The organism is Arthrobacter sp. 2762, assembly GCF_040548745.1.
GTDB lineage: Bacteria > Actinomycetota > Actinomycetes > Actinomycetales > Micrococcaceae > Arthrobacter.
The window spans coordinates 280,019-297,962 of the sequence record NZ_JBEPSI010000001.1 but is presented as its reverse complement, the minus strand read 5'-3'; the positions used below and the strand labels follow the sequence as shown (position 1 = coordinate 297,962).

At 62.1% G+C, this 17,944-nt stretch carries 17 protein-coding genes; 11 read left to right on the top strand and 6 right to left on the bottom strand.

Annotated features, from left to right (window positions below; genetic code table 11):
- Positions 1–12: 12 nt before the first annotated feature.
- Positions 13–933 carry an oxygenase MpaB family protein gene (locus tag ABIE18_RS01445; RefSeq protein ID WP_499720849.1) on the bottom strand — a complete coding sequence of 307 codons (921 nt, stop codon included), beginning with the start codon at positions 931–933 and terminating at the stop codon, positions 13–15.
- A 90-nt stretch (positions 934–1,023) separates the two neighbouring features.
- Positions 1,024–2,463: an MFS transporter gene (locus ABIE18_RS01440; RefSeq protein ID WP_499720848.1), complete on the bottom strand. Its 1,440-nt coding sequence runs from the start codon at positions 2,461–2,463 to the stop codon at positions 1,024–1,026.
- Between the two features lie 96 nt (positions 2,464–2,559).
- Between ABIE18_RS01440 and ABIE18_RS01435 the strand changes: the two genes are divergently transcribed.
- From ABIE18_RS01435 to ABIE18_RS01420, 4 genes are all read left to right on the top strand, one after another.
- The gene (locus ABIE18_RS01435) at positions 2,560–2,937 is read left to right on the top strand and encodes a MarR family transcriptional regulator (RefSeq protein WP_216921859.1); all 378 of its coding nucleotides are present in this window, start codon (positions 2,560–2,562) and stop codon (positions 2,935–2,937) included.
- 197 nt (positions 2,938–3,134) lie between these two features.
- Positions 3,135–4,736, top strand: coding sequence for a M23 family metallopeptidase (locus tag ABIE18_RS01430; RefSeq protein ID WP_499720847.1), 1,602 nt, complete (start codon positions 3,135–3,137; stop codon positions 4,734–4,736).
- Positions 4,737–4,834: 98 nt separating this feature from the next.
- Positions 4,835–5,317, top strand: coding sequence for a glutathione peroxidase (locus tag ABIE18_RS01425; protein ID WP_499720846.1), 483 nt, complete (start codon positions 4,835–4,837; stop codon positions 5,315–5,317).
- Positions 5,318–5,457: 140 nt separating this feature from the next.
- Positions 5,458–6,441, top strand: coding sequence for a phosphodiesterase (locus tag ABIE18_RS01420; protein WP_499720845.1), 984 nt, complete (start codon positions 5,458–5,460; stop codon positions 6,439–6,441).
- Here ABIE18_RS01420 and ABIE18_RS01415 read toward each other — a convergent pair.
- Together ABIE18_RS01415 and ABIE18_RS01410 are read right to left on the bottom strand one after the other, a co-directional pair.
- Complete coding sequence (locus ABIE18_RS01415) at positions 6,419–8,008, bottom strand: stealth family protein (RefSeq protein WP_499721363.1); 1,590 nt, start codon at positions 8,006–8,008, stop codon at positions 6,419–6,421. The two genes, ABIE18_RS01420 and ABIE18_RS01415, sit on opposite strands and share 23 nt — an antisense overlap.
- Before the next feature lie 47 nt (positions 8,009–8,055).
- The gene (locus ABIE18_RS01410) at positions 8,056–8,976 is read right to left on the bottom strand and encodes a Cof-type HAD-IIB family hydrolase (RefSeq protein WP_499720844.1); all 921 of its coding nucleotides are present in this window, start codon (positions 8,974–8,976) and stop codon (positions 8,056–8,058) included.
- 136 nt (positions 8,977–9,112) lie between these two features.
- On the opposite strand from ABIE18_RS01410, the gene ABIE18_RS01405 reads away from it, so the two are divergent.
- Both ABIE18_RS01405 and ABIE18_RS01400 read left to right on the top strand, forming a co-directional pair.
- Positions 9,113–9,412, top strand: a complete 300-nt coding sequence (locus ABIE18_RS01405) for a type II toxin-antitoxin system VapB family antitoxin (protein WP_062069994.1) — start codon at positions 9,113–9,115, stop codon at positions 9,410–9,412.
- On the top strand, positions 9,405–10,079 hold the full coding sequence (locus ABIE18_RS01400) for a LytR C-terminal domain-containing protein (RefSeq protein ID WP_499720843.1): 675 nt from the start codon (positions 9,405–9,407) through the stop codon (positions 10,077–10,079). Before ABIE18_RS01405 ends, ABIE18_RS01400 begins: the two co-directional genes overlap by 8 nt.
- 103 nt (positions 10,080–10,182) lie before the next feature.
- Here the strand turns inward: ABIE18_RS01400 and ABIE18_RS01395 are convergent, their stop codons facing one another.
- Positions 10,183–10,869, bottom strand: coding sequence for a TetR/AcrR family transcriptional regulator (locus tag ABIE18_RS01395; protein ID WP_499720842.1), 687 nt, complete (start codon positions 10,867–10,869; stop codon positions 10,183–10,185).
- Positions 10,870–11,045: 176 nt separating this feature from the next.
- On the opposite strand from ABIE18_RS01395, the gene ABIE18_RS01390 reads away from it, so the two are divergent.
- The 5 genes from ABIE18_RS01390 (at position 11,046) to arfA (ending at position 17,031) form a co-directional block, all read left to right on the top strand.
- Positions 11,046–12,044, top strand: a complete 999-nt coding sequence (locus ABIE18_RS01390; protein ID WP_499720841.1) for a LacI family DNA-binding transcriptional regulator — start codon at positions 11,046–11,048, stop codon at positions 12,042–12,044.
- A gap of 181 nt (positions 12,045–12,225) precedes the next feature.
- Positions 12,226–13,560, top strand: a complete 1,335-nt coding sequence (locus ABIE18_RS01385) for an extracellular solute-binding protein (protein WP_499720840.1) — start codon at positions 12,226–12,228, stop codon at positions 13,558–13,560.
- 36 nt (positions 13,561–13,596) lie between these two features.
- Positions 13,597–14,544 (top strand): carbohydrate ABC transporter permease, encoded by a 948-nt coding sequence (locus ABIE18_RS01380; RefSeq protein WP_499720839.1) that lies wholly within the window; start codon positions 13,597–13,599, stop codon positions 14,542–14,544.
- A 2-nt stretch (positions 14,545–14,546) separates the two neighbouring features.
- Entirely contained in the window at positions 14,547–15,443 is an 897-nt protein-coding gene (locus ABIE18_RS01375; RefSeq protein ID WP_499720838.1) for a carbohydrate ABC transporter permease, read from the top strand.
- Positions 15,444–15,492: 49 nt separating this feature from the next.
- A complete protein-coding gene (arfA, locus tag ABIE18_RS01370; protein ID WP_499720837.1) occupies positions 15,493–17,031 on the top strand; it encodes an arabinosylfuranosidase ArfA in 1,539 nt (512 codons plus the stop codon).
- Positions 17,032–17,111: 80 nt separating this feature from the next.
- Here arfA and ABIE18_RS01365 read toward each other — a convergent pair whose 3' ends face one another.
- Complete coding sequence (locus ABIE18_RS01365) at positions 17,112–17,810, bottom strand: DsbA family oxidoreductase (protein ID WP_499720836.1); 699 nt, start codon at positions 17,808–17,810, stop codon at positions 17,112–17,114.
- Positions 17,811–17,944 lie beyond the last annotated feature (134 nt).

Sequence of the window (17,944 nt, the reverse complement as noted above, 5' to 3'; positions counted from 1 at the left end):
GGAGGGGTGGCATCACACGGCGTATCCCAGTCTTTGCAGCCGGCGTCGCGCGGCGAGTTCGCTCGGCCCGTGTGAGCCCAGGGCCAGCCGGACCATGCCCAGAACAACACGGGCGGTGGTGATGGCAGGCAGGGGGATCGGACCCAGTCGGGCAGGTTTCAGCCCCAGCATGTCCCGGTACTTCGGTTCAAGGCTTGCGACGGCGGCAGCGAACAGGATCCGGTAGCCCGGCTGAAGAAGTGGACTCAGGGGCGGGCGGCGTATGAAGGCGATCGTTTCTGCCAGCCGCTCGTCCGAGCGCAAGACCCCGGAGGCGTACCAAGCTTCCAGTTCCTGGCGCACCTGGGCTTCGGTGAGCGGCGGATCCTCCACGCCCATGAGCCGACCGGCCTGCGCCCACTCGCGGACGTAGGCATCCGCACCGCCAGGTATCGGGCGGCCCCAGATGCGGTTGGCCCTAAGGAAGGAATCCGCGTAGGTGACATGGACCCAGCGGAGGAGTTCGGGATCATTGGCGGCATAGTGGCGGTGGGTGCCAGTTCCGTCCACATAGCTTCCCCGAACATGTTCGTGGATTTTCCGGACACGGTAGGTTGCTGCCTCAGCGGCCTCTTTGGAGCCATACGTGACGGTGAAGATCCAGCGCACGGTACTGGCCAGCCGCCCCAGCGGATCTTCCTTGAACCCCGAGTGCTCGTACACACCCGCAAGCGCGCCGGGGTGCAAGGACTGCATCAGCAAGACCCTGATTCCGGCCACGATGGTGGCCATGGAGCCATGCACCGCCCAGACAGCCGAGCCTGGAAGGTGATATCCGGCGTCGTTCCCTTCTGCCAGGCGCGGCACCCACTCAGGTGGCGTCCCGGACGTTCCGGTGAACGTACGCTGCAGGTCGTATCTGTACTCGGTGAGGTAATTCCTCATGCATCCCATGAGACCGCTCTTCGCGGAACCTGTACAGAGCAATTTGTGCACAGCTCCTGCCCTGTGAAGGGTGTCCAAAGGACAGGAGCCGTGCACAAACTAGGAGCGGATGCGGCGCCTTGACGGTGCTGCTGCCACCAGCAGGGCCGCGATGGCGACGGCGGCACTCAGGATGAGGCCCGGACGGTACTGCTCCAGCATGGCCTGGGCGCTGAGGGTTCCAGCCGCCTGCCCGTGGCCGCTCACCAACGCGGTGGTGACTGCCAGGACCAGTGCTGCTCCCACCTGGGTGCTGGTCTGGATCAAACCGGCAGCCAGGCCTTGCTCAGAGTCCTTGATACCGGTGGTGGCTTGGACGTTGATGGACGGGAAGGCCAGGGCGAAACCGATGCCCAGCAGGATCACCGAGGGCAGGATGTCCAAAGCGTAGTTGGGCGTGGTGCCCACCCGGAGGAACAGGACGTAGCCCAATCCAAGCGCCGTGAGGCCTGTGAGGATCAGCTGGGTGGCACCGAACTTCTCGATCAGCCGGTCAGCAAAAGGTGCACTCGTGGCCACCAGCAGTCCGGCGGGCAGCAGGGCCAATGCCATGCCCAAAGGCGTCCAGCCGAGCACCGACTGCAGGAACATGGTGACGATGAACTGGAAGCTCAGGTAGGAACCGAAAAGCCCCACTGCGCTGAGGTTGGCCCTGGCTACCCAGCCTTCTTTGAGGATGCCGAAGCGGATCAGAGGGTGCTTCACCTTGTTCTCGATCACCGCGAACGCTGCAAGGATGGCTGCAGATACTGCGAATCCGGCGATAGTTGCCACAGATCCCCAGCCCTGCTCGGGCGCTGAAACCAAGGTGTAGACGAGGCCGAGCATGCCCAGCGCGAGCGTCACGGCACCCCAGATGTCGTGCCCGCTGTTTTCAGCGGACGGCTTGTCTTTCGGAATGAACTTCATGCCCAGCAGGACTACGGCGACGGCGATCGGCACGGACACCAGGAACGTCCACCGCCAGCTCAGGCTCGTCATCAGCCCACCGACCACAAGGCCCAAGGAGAAGCCGCTGGCGCCGAACGTGGTGAAGATGGAGAGGGCCTTGTTGCGCTCGCGGCCCTCGGCAAAGTTGGTAGTGATGATGGAGAAACCTGTTGGCGCGGTGAACGCTGCGGCGAGGCCCTTGACGAACCGGGTAGCGATCAGGATGGCGGGATCGTCCACCAGGCCGCCCAGGAGTGAGGCTGCGGCGAACACCGCCAAGGCGATGAGGAATATGCGACGGCGGCCCAACAGGTCCGCGAGCCGGCCGCCCAGGAGCAGGAGGCTTCCGTACCCCAGGACGTAGGCGGACACGATCCACTGGAGGGAATCGGTTCCGAGGTTGAGTTCCTGTCCGATCGAAGGCAGGGCCACGCCAACCATGGAAACATCCAGCCCGTCCAGGGCCAGGACGGTGCACACAACCATCAGCAGGAGCCACTGGGCGCGCGTCCAACGGACGGCCGAAACCACGGGTTCGGCGGATCTTTGAAGGGTGGTGGGTGATGTCATGCATCCAAGCTATATGACGCGTCATTGAATGACAAGGAATATGACACAGAATATTATGACGTGGATTCTAAAGGCGGAATGGACTAGAATCAGGGCATGGCAACGACGCGTGACCGCCAGCTCGTTGAGCAGTGGCGCAGCATTCAGGACTCCTACTTCCGCACCGCAGGAGCCATTGACCGCGCCCTGGAAGCCAAGTTCGACATCGGCCTGAACGAGTTCGAAATCCTGGACCTCGTCGCCGAAAGCACGGACGCCGCTTGCCGCATGAAGTCTTTGGGGGAGCGCACGCCCATGACCCAAAGCGCTGTGTCCAAGGTGGTGGACAGGCTGGAAAAAGCAGGTCTGGTCTCCCGCCAAACGTGCGCCGATGATCGTCGCTCCCTGTTCCTGGAACTCACAGACGCCGGCCGCGCCCTGCACGAATCCGCTGCCGTGGAACACCGTGCACTGCTCAAGGAAAACCTCGGCTAGGGCGCCCTGCCCGAATCTCAAGATCCCTTGAGCAAAAACTGAGGAAACCCTGCGCTTCGCTGGGGCCGGAAAGCCTTTATTTTCGAATTGATTCCCGCAACAATGGTGCTTGCACGCCAGGCTGGGGTTTGGTGCCGCCGGCTTTGGGGAGTGTTCTTGTGGGCAAGCATAGTGAATCTGACCGATATGTAGACTTGGTGCGCACCGACGGTTTTCGTCGGATGCTCATCGCCGGAATCCTGGCAGCCGTAGCCTTTTTCGCTTTTGGTTTCCAACCCCTGAATTCCGTCTCTACCGGCTCCGTGGATGGTTCTGTGGCGCAAGGCGTCGTTGGACCTTTCTCGCTTGGCAGCCTTGTGCCGCCGGAAGCCGAAACCACAGTGATCGACACCATGCCCGAGCCACCGGCCCAAGAGGCTGGCACGCCCATGGTCTACTTCGACCGCGCACTTGTCCGGACCGTGGCCAAGGACGGATCGTCCGGCCTGACTGTCGCTTCGTCCGGCTTGTCGCGTCCACCAGCCGGCAGCCTTTACGCGCCGCTTGAAGTCCTCAATCCGAGCTCTCCATACGGCTACCGCTACAGTCCGTTGACCGGACTTCCCGGCGAATTCCACTGGGGCCAGGATTACGCCGCCGCATGCGGCACGCGTGTCTACGCCGCCGACGCCGGGGTGGTCAGGGCCGTCGGTTGGCACCTTTGGGGTGGCGGCAACCGTGTTGAGATTGAACATGGCAACGGCCTGGTCACCACCTACAACCACCTTCAAGCGATTGGTGTAACGCAGGGCCAGTCCGTGCGCGTCGGAGAAGTCATCGCCGAGGTAGGAACCACCGGATGGTCTACGGGATGCCACCTGCACTTTGAGACGATCGTGAACGGCCTGCACACCAACCCCAACGGCTGGACATATCTGCCCCTCCGGCAGATCGATCCGCTGCAGAACATCACCATGGTGAACTACCAGCCTGGAGTTGGAACGGGCGTCTCCGCGTCGCCGCAGTGGGCCGTGCCGGTGTCAGACAGCACTAACCGCGCCGTCATCGGTGGCGACGACGAAGAGACCATTGCTCCGCCAGCGACCACACAGCCGAGCACTTCGGGCACTACGCCGCCTACCACTTCGGGCACTACGCCGCCGTCCACGCAGACTCCACCGTCCACGCAAACGCCACCGGCTACCTCGACTCCTACGCAGACCGTCACACCGACTCCGACGGCCACGGCAACGCCAAGCCCGACAGCGACGGCAACTCCAAGCCCGACGGCGACTTCAACACCGACGCCCACGGCGACGACGCCCACCACAACGACGCCTGGCACAGTGACGCCCGGCACGACGACTACTGCGCCCAGCACGTCGCCGGCGGTCCCCACCACCGCCACCGCGCCCGCCGTCGTCGAGCCCGTAGCGCCCGTCGCTCCAGCGGAGCCCGCTGATCCGGTTCCTGCTCCGGTAGCCCCTGCGCCCGTGGCTGTTGCACCGGCGCCCGTGGCTGTTGCACCGGCGCCCGTGGTGGTTGAGCCAGCGCCTGTGGTGGTTGAGCCAGCGCCCGTGGCTGTAGCACCAGCACCCGTGGTGGTTGCTCCAGCCCCGGTTGCGGTCACTCAAACCGTGGAGCCCGTGGCTCCGGTGCCAGCGGCCCCTGTTCCGGCGCCCAGCCCCGCAGCTGTGCTTCCATCAACGCCTCCGGCAGTGGTCCTTCCGCCTGGATATATCCTCGTTGGCCCGGACATGGTCCAGCGGCCGGACGGCGTGATCGTGCCGTTGTCTACGCTCATCCTTCCCACGTCATAAGCCAGCGAGCAGGTACCCCTACGTTTCATGGCTTGGGCAGCTCCCCGTAAGCTCGATGGCGGCAATCCCGCCAGACGACGTCGTCAGGAAGCGATCACATGAGAACCCTCTACAGCATTCCCCTTACCTTCAACGATGGCTCTGAAGCAGACTTCGGACGCTTTGAAGGGAAAGCGGTCCTGGTGGTCAACGTCGCTTCCAAATGCGGCTACACACGCCAGTACGCGGGCCTCGAGGAGCTCTACGGAAAGTACCGCGAGGAGGGCCTTGAAGTCCTTGGCGTCCCCTGCAATCAGTTTGGTGGCCAGGAGCCCGGCGCCGACGAGGAAATCGCGGAGTTCTGCGAACGCAACTTTGGCGTCTCTTTCCCGCTCACCAGCAAGGCCAACGTGCTGGGTAAAGAGCAGCATCCGTTGTTTGCCGAGCTGACCCAGGACGCGTCCGGGCAGCCGATCAAGGTCAAGTGGAACTTTGAGAAGTTCGTCATAAACCGTGACGGCGAGCTGGTGGCAAGGTTCCCCTCCACGGTTGAACCTGACGCGCAGGAATTGGTTGACGCCGTTGAAAAGGCTTTGTCATAAGAGTCCGCGAATTCGAAAGGAGAAAGTAATTTTCCAACATTCCGCCGGCAGTTAGCCTGTTGTTGGCTTGTTGTCTGGTTGGATTGGAAGTACTGGAATGACACGGGGGACACCGTCCCCCACCAAACGCTAAGGCAGCTATGGAGCTCATCGAGGCCGAGTACCCCAAACCAGGTCATGTGCTTTTGCATTTGAGCGATCTTCACTTGGTGGCCGGTCCAGACACACTCCACGGTTCGGTGGACAGCGCAGCCAGGCTCCAGGAGATCTGCGATCAGATCATTGCCTCCAGGATCAAGCCAGCGGCCATCATTTTCACTGGAGACCTTGCGGACAGGGGCGAGTTCCAAGCCTACAAACGTCTCCGGGAAATGATTGAGCCGGTGTGCGATGCGCTCGGAGCGAAGGCCATTTGGGCGATGGGCAACCACGACAACCGCGCAAACTTCCGTTCGGCCTTCCTGGACGCTTCCGTAGCGAGCCGGCCGCAGGACCCTGTGGACCGCAGTTATTTCGTCAACGGGCTCCGGATCATTACTTTGGACACCACGGTCCCCGGATACCACTATGGCGAACTGTCAGAATCCCAACTGGAGTGGCTGGCCTCAGAACTGGCCACGCCGGCGCCGGACGGCACCATCCTCGCCCTGCATCACCCGCCCGTCCCATGCGTGCAGGACCTCGCCGTGTTGGTGGAGCTGCGCGGCCAAGCCGCACTTGCCGCCGTCATCCGTAACACAGACGTTCGCACCATCCTGGGTGGCCACCTGCATTACTCGACGACGGCGAGCTTCGCCGGCATCCCGGTATCGGTCGCCTCAGCTACCTGCTATACCCAGGACCTGGCGGTGCGCGCTGGCGGACAGCGGGGACGTGACGGAGCGCAGTCGTACAACATGATCCACGTCTACGAGCACACGATCGTGCACTCCGTGGTTCCGATGTCCGGTGGCGTCACAGTTGGTGAGCCCTTGGATGCAGCCGAAGTCCAGCGGCGGCTGGCGGCAGCCGGCATCCGTATTCCCCACGAGTCACGGGTGGGGGCCCACACGTCGCCGGGCACGCACACCTCTTCGATCCCGCTCGTTTCTCCCGGCGGCCCTACTTCTCCCAGGGTGCCTTAACCGGGAAGTACTTCTCCAGGAAGTCGGTCACCAGGTCGGCTCGTTCGTTTGCCTCGACTTCGGGGAAACTGCCGTCATTCAGGCAGAAGAAGTCCATGTGGCGCTTTGCGAGCAGCTTGGGCAGATAGTGCAGTCCGGCCCACATGGTGGAGTCCACATACCTGACCTTGGCGCTGGTCTGCGTGACGGCGCGGCCGGTGAGAAGCGCGTAGTAGTGGTAGAACGAGTTGGTCACTGAAATGTTGTCGGCGGCCCGGAACCGGCTGCCGGCGGTCTTCGCGAACTCAGCGGGAAATTCCTTCTCCATTTGGGCCACCACGCTCCGGCGCAGGGGAGCGGCTGTGTGTTCCAGGTGCCTGGTGGTGATCCGTCCGAAGCGTTCCCACAGCAGCTTGCGGTTGACGCGCGCAGCGTTCTCGAAGCCACTGCGTTCGGCATCGTTTTCTCCGAGCCCTATGCGGGTGTCGGCCTCGATGAACTTGGTGATTCCGCCGGGCGTGAAGAACATGTCCGGGCCCACGGGCCTGCCAAAGAACATGTCGTCGTTGGAGTAGAGGAAGTGTTCGGACAATCCCTCGATATGGTGCAGCTGGCACTCCACTGCTTGCGAGTTGTGGGTGGGCAATACAGACGGATCGGCGAAGAACTCCTCGCTGCGCACGATCGTGACCGAGGGGTGGTCGGCCAGCCATTCCGGTGCGGGGGAGTCCGTGGCGATGAAGATCCGCCGGATCCACGGTGCGAACATGTGCACCGAGCGCAGTGCGTACTTGAGCTCGTTGATCTGCCGGAAGCGTGCCTCATGGTCGTCGCCTTCGCCGAGGACAGCACCAGCCTGCTGGGCTCGCCTCCTGGCGATGTATTCGGGGTCGCTGCCATCTACCCACGAGAAGACGATGTCGATGTCGAAGTCGATGTCGCTGGCGTGGTCCGCAAACATGTTCTCGATGGTCGGCCAAGTGAGGCCGTGGCGCTGCACGGTGCCGCGAACGGCGTCCTGGCGCAGCATGGTGCGCCGGGTCAGGGAATTCTCCACGGGGAGTTCAAGGTGGTCGCCTTCGAACCTCCACAGTTCCAACTGGACACCAAGGGCAGGGCCGTACCAAAGCCCGCCGCCGAGCTCCACCCTGGGCCGGTAGAGACGGAAGATCCGTGCCTTCCGGTTGGCCGAGAGTTCGCCATCTGCCACCAGGACCGAGGTTTTCTTCTTGGCATCGACGGTCATGGAGTAGAACGGTTCATTCCGGAAGGCAGCAACCAGTGCTTCGCGAACGTCCTTGCGCGATTCCCAGTCGACGGCGATGACCGGCCTTTCGTCGTTGCCACGCACCAGGATGAAGTCCACGCCGGCGGCGTCCAAAGCGGCGCGGATGGCCAGCAGGTCCGCAACCATTGCCTGTTGAGGCGTGAGGTCGCCGTTAAGGAGGGCGTACCGCCCGCGGTGACGGACGACGTCGGACCTGTGCTTCAGGTGGGCAACGACGGCAGGTGAGACCGCCTCGGCGATCGCATCTTCCTCTACGGTGGGGCTGCCGTGGTAAATCGGATCGACCTGTGCTTGCGTGATGGCTTTTCTCCGTACTGTTGTGAGTCGTTTCTGGGGAATGCGGGAGTCTAGATGTCGAGGGCCTCGCGCCAGCTGCGCAGGAAGGCTCCGCCGGCGTCGTCGTGAATGACGTCGTCCGCCAGCTCGAGGTCAGCGGCGGTAAGAATGGTGTAGGGCTTCACCGGAACGCCGTCTGCGGGCCGGACGTCCACGTGCTTCACATCGTGGTCGTTGTGGTGAAGCCAGTCTGCCATGGCGTAGTCCGTACGGGAATCACCCACGGTGCGCCAGGAGAGTGGGGTGATGCCCTGGGCGGCCAACATTTCCACTGCCCGGCTGGCGCCAAGGTCCTTCCCCAAGCGGACGGATTCGATGTCCGTGGAGATGATGGTGGGGTCCAGGCGGTAGTCCACGGTGTCATCGGACTCAGGGGCGTGGTGGTCCAGGATGGCTGCGTTCAGGCCATGGCGGCCCATGATGTTCAGGGCATCGGCGTCGAAGAGTTTTTGCTCGGCCAGGTAATCTTCGCTGGCCACCTCAACGTGCTGCTCCACGGAGACCATGGCGCGCTTGGTCTCATCGAAGAACATATGCGCCGAGTAGTCCTCGGCAACGAGCCTGCGGATGTCATCCCCGTATGCCTTGGGCACGGCGAGTTCGTGGTCCACGTGGATGGGGCCAGGGCCGGCAGCGGTGTAGCTGAACCAGACGGCGCCCTTTTCGCAGATGGCGTGAATGACGGTATCAGCCGGCATTCCGGCCTCGATCATCGGCCCCATGACCTGTTCGCTGATGAAGGCATCCGAGCGGCCCGTGTTGAAGATGACGGGGATGCCGGCCGAAGCCAGTGCCACGAGGTCCGCGATGATATCCGGCTTGACGTCGCGCGTCACAGGGCTGGCGATGGGGCCGTCGACGTCCAGCAGCAGCGCGAGGGCTGGGGCCGTGTGGGCAGCGGTCCGGTCGGTACCTTGGAGCGATTGAGTCATGCCCCTATTCTGTCAGTCCCCGAGGTGTGCATCACAGCTATGACGCCTGACGTCGGATAGTCACCGTTTGGCCACAACCTGCGTGTGCCGGGGGTCACAAGTTCCGTTAGCGCAGCAACTTCCATAGGCTTGCAGGGTGATCTTCAAAGCTGTGGGCGAGGGACGCCCGTACCCTGACCATGGATATTCCGCGCCGCGTGACTGGGCTGCCCTTCCACCGCGGCCCGTTCGCCTCGATGAACTTGTTACCACCAAGCGCACCCTGGATCTGGAGGCATTGCTGGCAGAAGATTCAACGTTTTTTGGGGATTTGTTCCCGCACGTGGTCCAGTACCAGGGCGTGCTGTACCTCGAAGATGGGCTCCATCGGGCAGTCCGCACCGCGCTGCACCAGAGGACGGCCATCCACGCACGCGTGCTGGTGATCGATGGCTAGGCAGCGCAAGCGTCCCAAAGATGTGACGCAGTTGCACGGGCACCATGTGGTGACCGGACCTGAGCTTCGTGCGACGTTCGCCGAGGATGCCCGTGCCCAACGCAGCCGCTTCCGGCGCCGCGTCTTCCACGCCATTGTCCTTGTCCTGCTGGTAGGTGTCATAGCTGCCGGAGCAGTTGGCGCCTGGGCCATCATGAACGGTGTCATCAAGATTCCCACGGCGATCGCGAGCAAAGCGCCCATCAGCCTCTGCCCCACCACGACGTTCGACTACGTACCGAACGAAACCGTGAACATCAACGTCTTCAATGCCACCTCGCGGGCAGGGCTGGCTACTACTGTTGCCGACGAGTTCAAAGCACGGGGGTACAAAGTCCTATCCGTGGACAACAGCGACACTGCCTACTCGGGGATCGGTGTGGTGGTCTCGGGAGTCAAAGGCCAGGCACCTGCATTCAACGTCCAGCGGAACTTGGCGGGAACGGATTACTTCCAGGACAACCGCGAAGACGAATCAGTGGACGTAGTCCTCACCAGGGGCTATCAGGGCTTGGTGGAACCGCAACTTGTGGACCAGACTCCCGGCAAACTCAGCTGTCCACGCGAGGACCTGAGGATTGCGGATACTTCCCGATGGCCGATCATCCCCACCCGCCCGGCTCAGTAGGGCGGGACGCAGTAGGGGGGGTGAGGACGCGCAGCTCGATTTCAGCCACGCAAGGTGGTGTGCGATGCCCGGATTGGGGTGTCGCCGCCCTGTTGCTGTGGCGTCAGCCGGCCAGGGTGTCCGGGATTGCAGCATCCACGCGGACGGGCTTACCAGCCTCGTCGAACTGTGCTCCCGCACCCAGCTGGATGAATCGCACCGTTTGCGCTGTCTGGAGCTCGACGTCGGAGGCTGGGGCAGGCGCCGGAGTCTCGCCGTCGGGCGTTCGGTTGCGTCGTGCGGCACTGGCGGACAGTGTGCCGTGAATGAGCCGCGCCAACTGGGCGACATCAGTGTCCGGGAGGTAGCCCTGCTGGACGCCGTCAGTCAGGATGTCCTGGAGGAGGACGTTGAGGTCGCCCACGTGATCCGCGAGCTTCGCGAACGAGGCCGGGGAAAGGACGGCGGCCATCGCTGGCCCTGGCGGAAGGTGGCGGCGGCTGAGGTCCTCCACCTGGGCGCGAACGTAGAGTGCCAGCCTGTCTACAGGATTTTCAAGAGCTGCCAGCGAATCGCGAAGGTCCACGATGAAGCGCTCGGTTTCATCCAGCGCGTACGCAATGAGCAACTGCTCCATGTCTGCGTAGTAGTTGTAAACGGCGGTGCGGCCAACACCTGCATGGCGCGCGACGTCCGTCATGGTGAGGCCGGGCAGGCCATGGGTAAAGAGGAGCTCACCGAAGGCGGTCAGAATACGGCGTTGGGTCTCGGCGCGTTGGGCAGCATTCGTGGCGGCCGTGATCCTGGGCATATAGACACTTTACAGTGATGTGTCACCAAGTCCTGCAGTTTGCGTACACGTGATGCCCGTTGGAGGTCTTCCGAAGGGGACTGGGTGTACACAAACTCGCGTAACATCGTGGGAACCGGACGCGAACTTCACCCGGACACGAATTCACCCGGACACTAAATTCACAAGGGGGACTGTTGCGGGCAACGGTCAAGGATGTGGCGCGCCGTGCGGGAGTGTCGCCGAAAACCGTCTCGAATGTCATGAACGGAATCGTGCCGGTCAGCGCTCCAACGCGGCTCAGGGTTGAGCAGGCAATGCAGGAGCTGGACTACGTTCCCAACCTTTCCGCGCGCGGGCTCCGCAACGGCCGCTCGGGTGTGATCGCGTTGGCGTTGCCGGATCTGGCCACCCCGTTCTCAGCTGAGATAGCCCAGAACATCGTGGAAGTAGCCCACGAGCAGGGCTGGAGCGTCCAGATCGAGGAAACCGGTTCGGATCCTCAGCGCGAGCAGGAGCTGATGACCCGCGCGCGCTCCAACCTCATCGATGGGCTCATTCTCAATCCGGTGGTGCTGGATGAAAGTGCCGTCAAGGTTGGGGTGGCCTTGCCTCCCGTGGTGCTGCTTGGCGAAGTGAGCCAGGAGCTTGCGGACCGGGTTTACGTGGACAGTTTCGCGGCGGCGCGGGATATGACGCTGGCCCTGGCCAAATCCGGGCGCCGGCGTATCGCCGTGCTGGGCATAAACAAGACCAGGCAGTCTGCCACCTCGATTCAACGAAGACAGGGTTACGAGGCTGCGCTCCAGATCCTCGGGATCCCCCGCGATGAATCCCTGCTGATTTCCTGCTCACCATGGACGCCTGGATCTGCAGCCGACTCACTGACCCGCTATCTGGATTCCAACCCGCTGCCGGAGGCGTTGTTCTGCTTCACGGATTCGCTGGCCATTGGCGCCCTCAATGCGCTGTGGAAGAGGGGCGTTCGCGTCCCTGATGACATCGCGGTGGCCGGTTTCGACGACGTCATGGATGGGCGCTACGCCGTTCCCTCGCTGACTACCGTATCTTTCGACAAGCGGACCATCGCCGCCGAAGCGCTGCGCCTCCTTACTGAGCGCATGGCGGACAGGGGCCACGGACAGCGTGTTGTCACGGTGGACTACGCCATTGTGGAGCGGGACAGTACGGGCTAACCGGCCTTTGAAATTTAAGTGTGCGCGCTAACAATTTCTCTTGCTTCGGATATTACAACGATGTAATGTGAGAGCCGCGTCACCCCCGGGCCACCCCTTTACCCGGCAGCGGGGATGCACCGAAGCCGGATTTGCGCAGCAGTTGTGTCCTTTTCAGCGGACCCTTCCAAAGGAGTGACGGGTGAAGCAGTTTGAATCTTTGACCGGGAAACAGTTGTCCCGGAGACAGTTATTGACGGGATCGGCCCTTCTCGGAGGCGGGCTCCTGGCCTCCAGCCTCACGGGCTGTGGAGGTGCGGCCCAAGCCACCGGCGTCAGGGAGATCGGCTTCTGGCATCTCTTGTCCGGCGGCGACGGTGCCAAGATGCAAGCGATGATCGCCAATGCCAACCAAGCCAATCCCGGCTTTAAGGTGCACCCCACCGTGTTGGCATGGGGCCCGCCGTACTACACCAAGCTGGCCATGGCATCTGCCGGGGGCCGACCTCCAGAGGTAGCCATTATGCACGCCAGCCGGGTCCCGGGATATGCCCCAGGCGGCCTCATAGAGCCTTGGGATCTGGGGCTGCTCGCGGAGAATGGCATCACACCGGAGAACTTCGCGCCGCGCATCTGGGAAAAGGGCCAGCAAGATGGGAAAGTTTTCTCCATCGCGCTGGACTCCCACCCGTTCATCATGTTCTACAACACGGACGTCGCCGCCAAAGCCGGGCTCCTGGAAAGTAATGGCCAGTTGCAGGAGGTCAGTTCACCCGATGAGTTCAAGGCCATGGCACTGGAGATGCAAAAGGTCACCAAGGCCCACGGATTGTCCTTCGGCTACCTGAATTTGGGCTCGCAGATGTGGCGGCTGTTCTACACGCTCTACAAGCAGCACGGAGCGGAAATTGTCCTCACGCCCGGCCGGCAGATGGAGGCGGACAGGGACGCTGCGATCGAATCGCTGGAGTTCATGGCCTCGCTGTTCGACGACACCATCGCGGCCAAGAGCGGCGACATCAATACCGGTATCGCAGAGTTTGTCCGGGGCGACTCGGGAATGCTCTTCAGCGGCGGCTGGGAACTACCCACCATGAAGAAAGCGAAACTGCCTGTCGACGCTGCCACCATACCCACCCTTTACGGGACACCGGCTTCCTACGCCGACTCCCACTCCTTTGTCCTTCCGCGGCAACTCGTGGTGGATGAAGAGAAGCGTAAAGACGCATATAAGTTCGTCAGCGACATCCTCAAGGGTTCGCTGTCATGGGCCGAGGCAGGCCACATCCCGGCGTACCAGCCTGTCGTCCAGTCACAGGCTTACCGGGACCTCACCCCTCAAGTCCACTACGCCAACGCGGCAGACATCATCGCTTACGACCCCGAATCCTGGTTCAGCGGATCCGGATCGGACTGGCAGAACTATTTTGCCGAGTACATCCAGAACGTACTTCTGGGGCGCAGCAAGGCCCAGGACGGGTGGGACGGCTTCGTGGCCCGCACCAACGACCTTCTGTCCCGTCCCAATCCGGTCTGACCGGCACCAGCGCACCGAGCGACAAAGGAGTCCTTCATGAGTTCCTCTACACTGTCCCGGCAGACCAGCCAACCACGGACAACACCCAGCCCAGGCACCAAGGCCGGGCTATCTCTCCGAAGAAGCAGGGACACCCTGAACGGGTGGGCATTTGCAGCACCCTTCCTGGTGTTCTTCCTCGTCTTCCTCGTTTGGCCCATTCTGTACGGCTTCTACATGAGTCTCACGGGCAAATCCCTGACAGGCGCCAACGACAGTCTGATCGGTTTTTCCAACTACGCCGAAGCCTTTGCCGATGCCGGCATGTGGCGTTCGCTGGGCAACACGTTGTACTTCACAGTCATCAGCACTGTCCCACTGGTGCTGGTTGCGTTGGTGATGGCAGCCCTGTTGAACATCGGCCTTCCAGCCCAGTGGCTGTGGCGGCTCTCCTACTTTGCCCCGTTCCTGCTGGCTTCCACGGTTGTGTCGTTGTTCTTCGTCTGGATGTACAACCCGCAGCTCGGCCTGATCAACGATTTCCTGTCAAAGTTCGGAATACCAAAAGTGGGGTGGCTTAACGATCCCAATGTGGCCATGTGGTCAATCGTGATCGCGACACTCTGGTGGACTGTGGGTTTCAACTTCCTGCTCTACCTGGCGGCAATGCAGAACATCCCCGTCCAGCACTATGAAGCATCGTCCCTGGACGGTGCCGGCCCTTGGCGGCAATTCTTCTCCATTACGTTGCCGCAGCTCACGCCCACCACCGTGATGATTGTGTTGCTCCAGATCCTGGCTTCCCTGAAGGTCTTTGACCAGATTTACCAGATGACAGCCGGGGGTCCGGGCGGATCTACCCGTCCCGTGGTCCAGTACATCTTCGAAACCGGGTTCACCGGATACCGGCTGGGGTATTCCGCAGCTATCTCCTACATCTTCTTCGGACTGATTGTGCTGGTTTCCGCGCTGCAGTTCGTCATCACCCGCCGCAGGAGCGCATAGCCATGGCAACCACTACCCTCACCCGTTCGACCCCAGCCACCGGTAACCGCGAAGTCATGCGCCAGCCGCGCAAGAAGCTGACAGTGGGCAAGATCGCGGCAGTCACGGCGGCCGCCTTCATTGCCGTCCTCTGGCTGATCCCGTTCGCCTGGGCCACGGTTACTGCGTTCAAGTCCGAAGCGGATGCGTCAGCGTCCAAGGTCAGCTGGTTTCCGCCGTCGGGCTTTACCTTTGACGCTTTCGTCAATGTGTTCCAGGCCGGGAACATTCCGCTCTGGACGTGGAACTCGCTCTACACCTCCGCGGCCATCACGGCAATCACACTGGTGATCTCGGCTCTCATGGCTTACGCACTCTCCAGGATCGAGTTCAAAGGCAAGAAGGTGCTGATGGTCGTGATCATCGCTGCCATCATTGTCCCGCCACCCGTGCTGATGATTCCGCTCTTTTACCAAATGCTCGCGTTCAAAATGATCGATACCTCATGGGCCATCATCCTGCCGCAGGTCATCCACCCCGCCATGGTGTTTGTCCTTAAAAAGTTCTTCGACCAAATCCCTCATGAGCTGGAAGAAGCGGCTGTGATGGACGGTGCCAGCCGTCTCCGGATCTTCCTGCAGATCATCCTGCCGTTGTCCCGGCCCATCCTGGCCGCCGTCGCGATCTTCGTGTTCATCGGTGCGTGGAACAACTTTCTGTGGCCGTTCATCTCCACCAACGACGACTCCCTTCTGACCCTCCCCGTAGGCCTGCAAACCATCAAGAGCGCCTACGGCGTCCAGTACGCGCAGAACATGGCCTCTGCCTTGCTGGCAGCTTTGCCGCTCATCGTCGTCTTCCTGTTCTTCCAACGCCAGATCATCAAGGGCGTCGCGACGACGGGACTCGCCGGAACCTGATCCGGCACCTTCGCTTAGCAACTGTTTGAGAACACAACCAAGGAGATAAATGTCCCGCGCACGCATCACCCTCGATCGAGATTTCACCATCGGCGAGGTACCCCGGCGCCTCTTCGGCTCTTTCGTGGAACACATGGGCCGCTGTGTGTACAGCGGCATCTACGAACCCGGACACCCTGAGGCCGACCAGAACGGCTTCCGTCAGGACGTCCTGAAGCTGGTCAAGGAACTAGGTGCCACCGTCATCCGGTACCCCGGCGGCAACTTCGTCTCCGGCTATAACTGGGAGGACGGCATCGGCCCGCGCGAAACCCGGCCCCGCCGCCTGGACGGTGCCTGGCACACAGTGGAAACGAATGCCTTCGGCCTGCACGAGTTCGTGGACTGGTCCAAGCAGGCCGGCACGGAAATCATGGAAGCCATCAACCTGGGCACCAGGGGAGTGGATGCTGCCCGCGAGATCGTGGAGTACGCCAACCACCCCGGCGGCAGCTACTGGTCCGATCTCCGTGCCAAGAATGGCCACAAGGACCCGTTCGATATCAAGCTGTGGTGCCTGGGCAACGAAATGGACGGTCCTTGGCAGATCGGCCACAAGACCGCCGAGGAGTATGGGCGCCTTGCCCAGGAAGCGGCCAAGGCCATGCGCTTCGTGGACCCGGACATTGAATTGGTGGCCTGTGGCAGTTCCAACTCCCGGATGCCTACGTTCGGTGCCTGGGAGCAGACGGTCCTCACCCACACCTACGACGAAGTGGATTACGTTTCCCTCCACGCCTACTACTACGAGCACGAAGGCGACGTCGGCAGCTTCCTGGCATCCGCCGTCGATACCGACTACTTCATCGAGTCAGTGATCGCCACCGCGGATGCCGTTCGGGCCAAGGGCAAGCACAAGAAGCACATCAACCTGTCCTTCGACGAATGGAACGTCTGGTACCAGCGCGGCCTGGACACTGAGGACCAGCCTCACAACGTGATCAAGGCTGGCTGGCGTGAGCACCCCCGCGTCATTGAGGACAAGTACAACGTGACGGATGCAGTGGTGGTGGGAACCCTGCTCAACTCGCTGCTCCGCCACGGCGACCGCGTCAAGATCGCCAACCAGGCGCAGCTGGTCAACGTCATCGCGCCCATCCTGTCGGAAGAGAACGGGCCGGCCTGGAAGCAGACCATTTTCCACCCGTTCGCCCGGATGGCTGAGCTCGCCAAGGGCCAGATCCTGCGGCTCTCCGTGGACTCGGACAAGTACGAGAACGAGCGGTTCGGCGGCACGGATCTTGTGGACGTCAGCGCCACGTGGAACGAGGAAACGGGGCGCGTTGCGCTGTTCTTCGCGAACCGCGGGCTGGAAGAAGCGGCCGACGTCGAGGCAGCCCTGCGTGGCTTCGACGCCCGCCAGGTGCTCCGCGCCGAAGTCCTGGAGATCCCCGAAGGCGGCGACAGGTTCACCACCAACACCCAGGACCAACAGGACCGGGTCGGTCTGAAGCCGCTGGAAGGCGTCAAGGCGACGGGTTCGGAGCTTCGGCTGACGCTGCCCGCATTGTCCTGGGCCGTCGTCGAGCTTGAGGTTGTGAAGGGCTAACCGCCGATTAAAAAGCAACGCGGGGTCACCTACGGCCCAATCCACAGGGATTGATGGGCCGTAAGTGACCCCGCGTTGTGTTAAATGCTGCAGCCGTCAGGGCCGCAGGCTTCGGCGTCGGATGCGCCAACGGGGATCAGGGGATTGGCTTCCTGCCACGCCTGGTTCAGCGCCTCGCTGAAGAGTTCCGCCGGCTGGGCTCCGGAGATGCCGTACTTGCGGTCGATCACGAAGAACGGAACACCGGTGACGCCGATGGCGCGGGCTTCATTGATGTCCTCGTTAACGGCGTCTGAATATTTGTCAGTAGTGAACAGCTCTGCCACTTCGGCGCCCGGGAGCTCCAAAGCGGCACCAAGTTCCGTCAGGTACTCCTGGTTGCCGATGTCCTTACCGTGCTCAAAATGATCGCTGAGCAACCGCTCCTTGGCGGCATCCTGGCGGCCATGGGCTGCGGCGAGATGGATGAGGCGGTGCGCTGTAAAGCTGTTGGCAACCACTACCTTGCTGAACTGGTAGTCCAGGCCCTCCCCCTTGGCGGTCTCCGTGACGTGGGCGAACATCTGCTTGACCTGCTCCGGAGCCAGGCCCTTGCGCTTGCTCAAGTAGTCCAATTCCGTGCCGTCATAGTGCTCGGGGATTGAAGGATCCAGTTGGTAGCTCTTCCACTCGATGTCCACGGAATCACGGTGGGGGAACTGTGCCAGGGCAGTCTCAAAGCGGCGCTTGCCGATGTAGCACCAGGGACACGCGACGTCGGACCAGATCTCAATCTTCATGTTGTGGTCAACTTCGAGGGCCCCGCGCGCATTCCGGAAAAGTCTGTTATTTTCGTCACCCATTGCCGGGGCTGGCGTGCCCAGCCTAATGTGTGAAGCAGGTTATGCAGTCAGCCGGTGGGGCGCTCTTCGTC

Bases quoted from the DNA above. Each gene is read 5' to 3' on its own strand.
- ABIE18_RS01420 (WP_499720845.1), top strand. From the start codon at position 5,458: ATGGAGCTCATCGAGGCCGAGTACCCCAAACCAGGTCATGTGCTTTTG.
- ABIE18_RS01440 (WP_499720848.1), bottom strand. From the start codon at position 2,463: ATGACATCACCCACCACCCTTCAAAGATCCGCCGAACCCGTGGTTTCG.
- ABIE18_RS01400 (WP_499720843.1), top strand. From the start codon at position 9,405: ATGGCTAGGCAGCGCAAGCGTCCCAAAGATGTGACGCAGTTGCACGGG.
- ABIE18_RS01395 (WP_499720842.1), bottom strand. From the start codon at position 10,869: ATGCCCAGGATCACGGCCGCCACGAATGCTGCCCAACGCGCCGAGACC.
- ABIE18_RS01410 (WP_499720844.1), bottom strand. From the start codon at position 8,976: ATGACTCAATCGCTCCAAGGTACCGACCGGACCGCTGCCCACACGGCC.
- ABIE18_RS01365 (WP_499720836.1), bottom strand. From the start codon at position 17,810: ATGAAGATTGAGATCTGGTCCGACGTCGCGTGTCCCTGGTGCTACATC.
- ABIE18_RS01425 (WP_499720846.1), top strand. From the start codon at position 4,835: ATGAGAACCCTCTACAGCATTCCCCTTACCTTCAACGATGGCTCTGAA.
- ABIE18_RS01380 (WP_499720839.1), top strand. From the start codon at position 13,597: ATGAGTTCCTCTACACTGTCCCGGCAGACCAGCCAACCACGGACAACA.
- ABIE18_RS01435 (WP_216921859.1), top strand. From the start codon at position 2,560: ATGGCAACGACGCGTGACCGCCAGCTCGTTGAGCAGTGGCGCAGCATT.
- ABIE18_RS01375 (WP_499720838.1), top strand. From the start codon at position 14,547: ATGGCAACCACTACCCTCACCCGTTCGACCCCAGCCACCGGTAACCGC.
- ABIE18_RS01445 (WP_499720849.1), bottom strand. From the start codon at position 933: ATGGGATGCATGAGGAATTACCTCACCGAGTACAGATACGACCTGCAG.
- arfA (WP_499720837.1), top strand. From the start codon at position 15,493: ATGTCCCGCGCACGCATCACCCTCGATCGAGATTTCACCATCGGCGAG.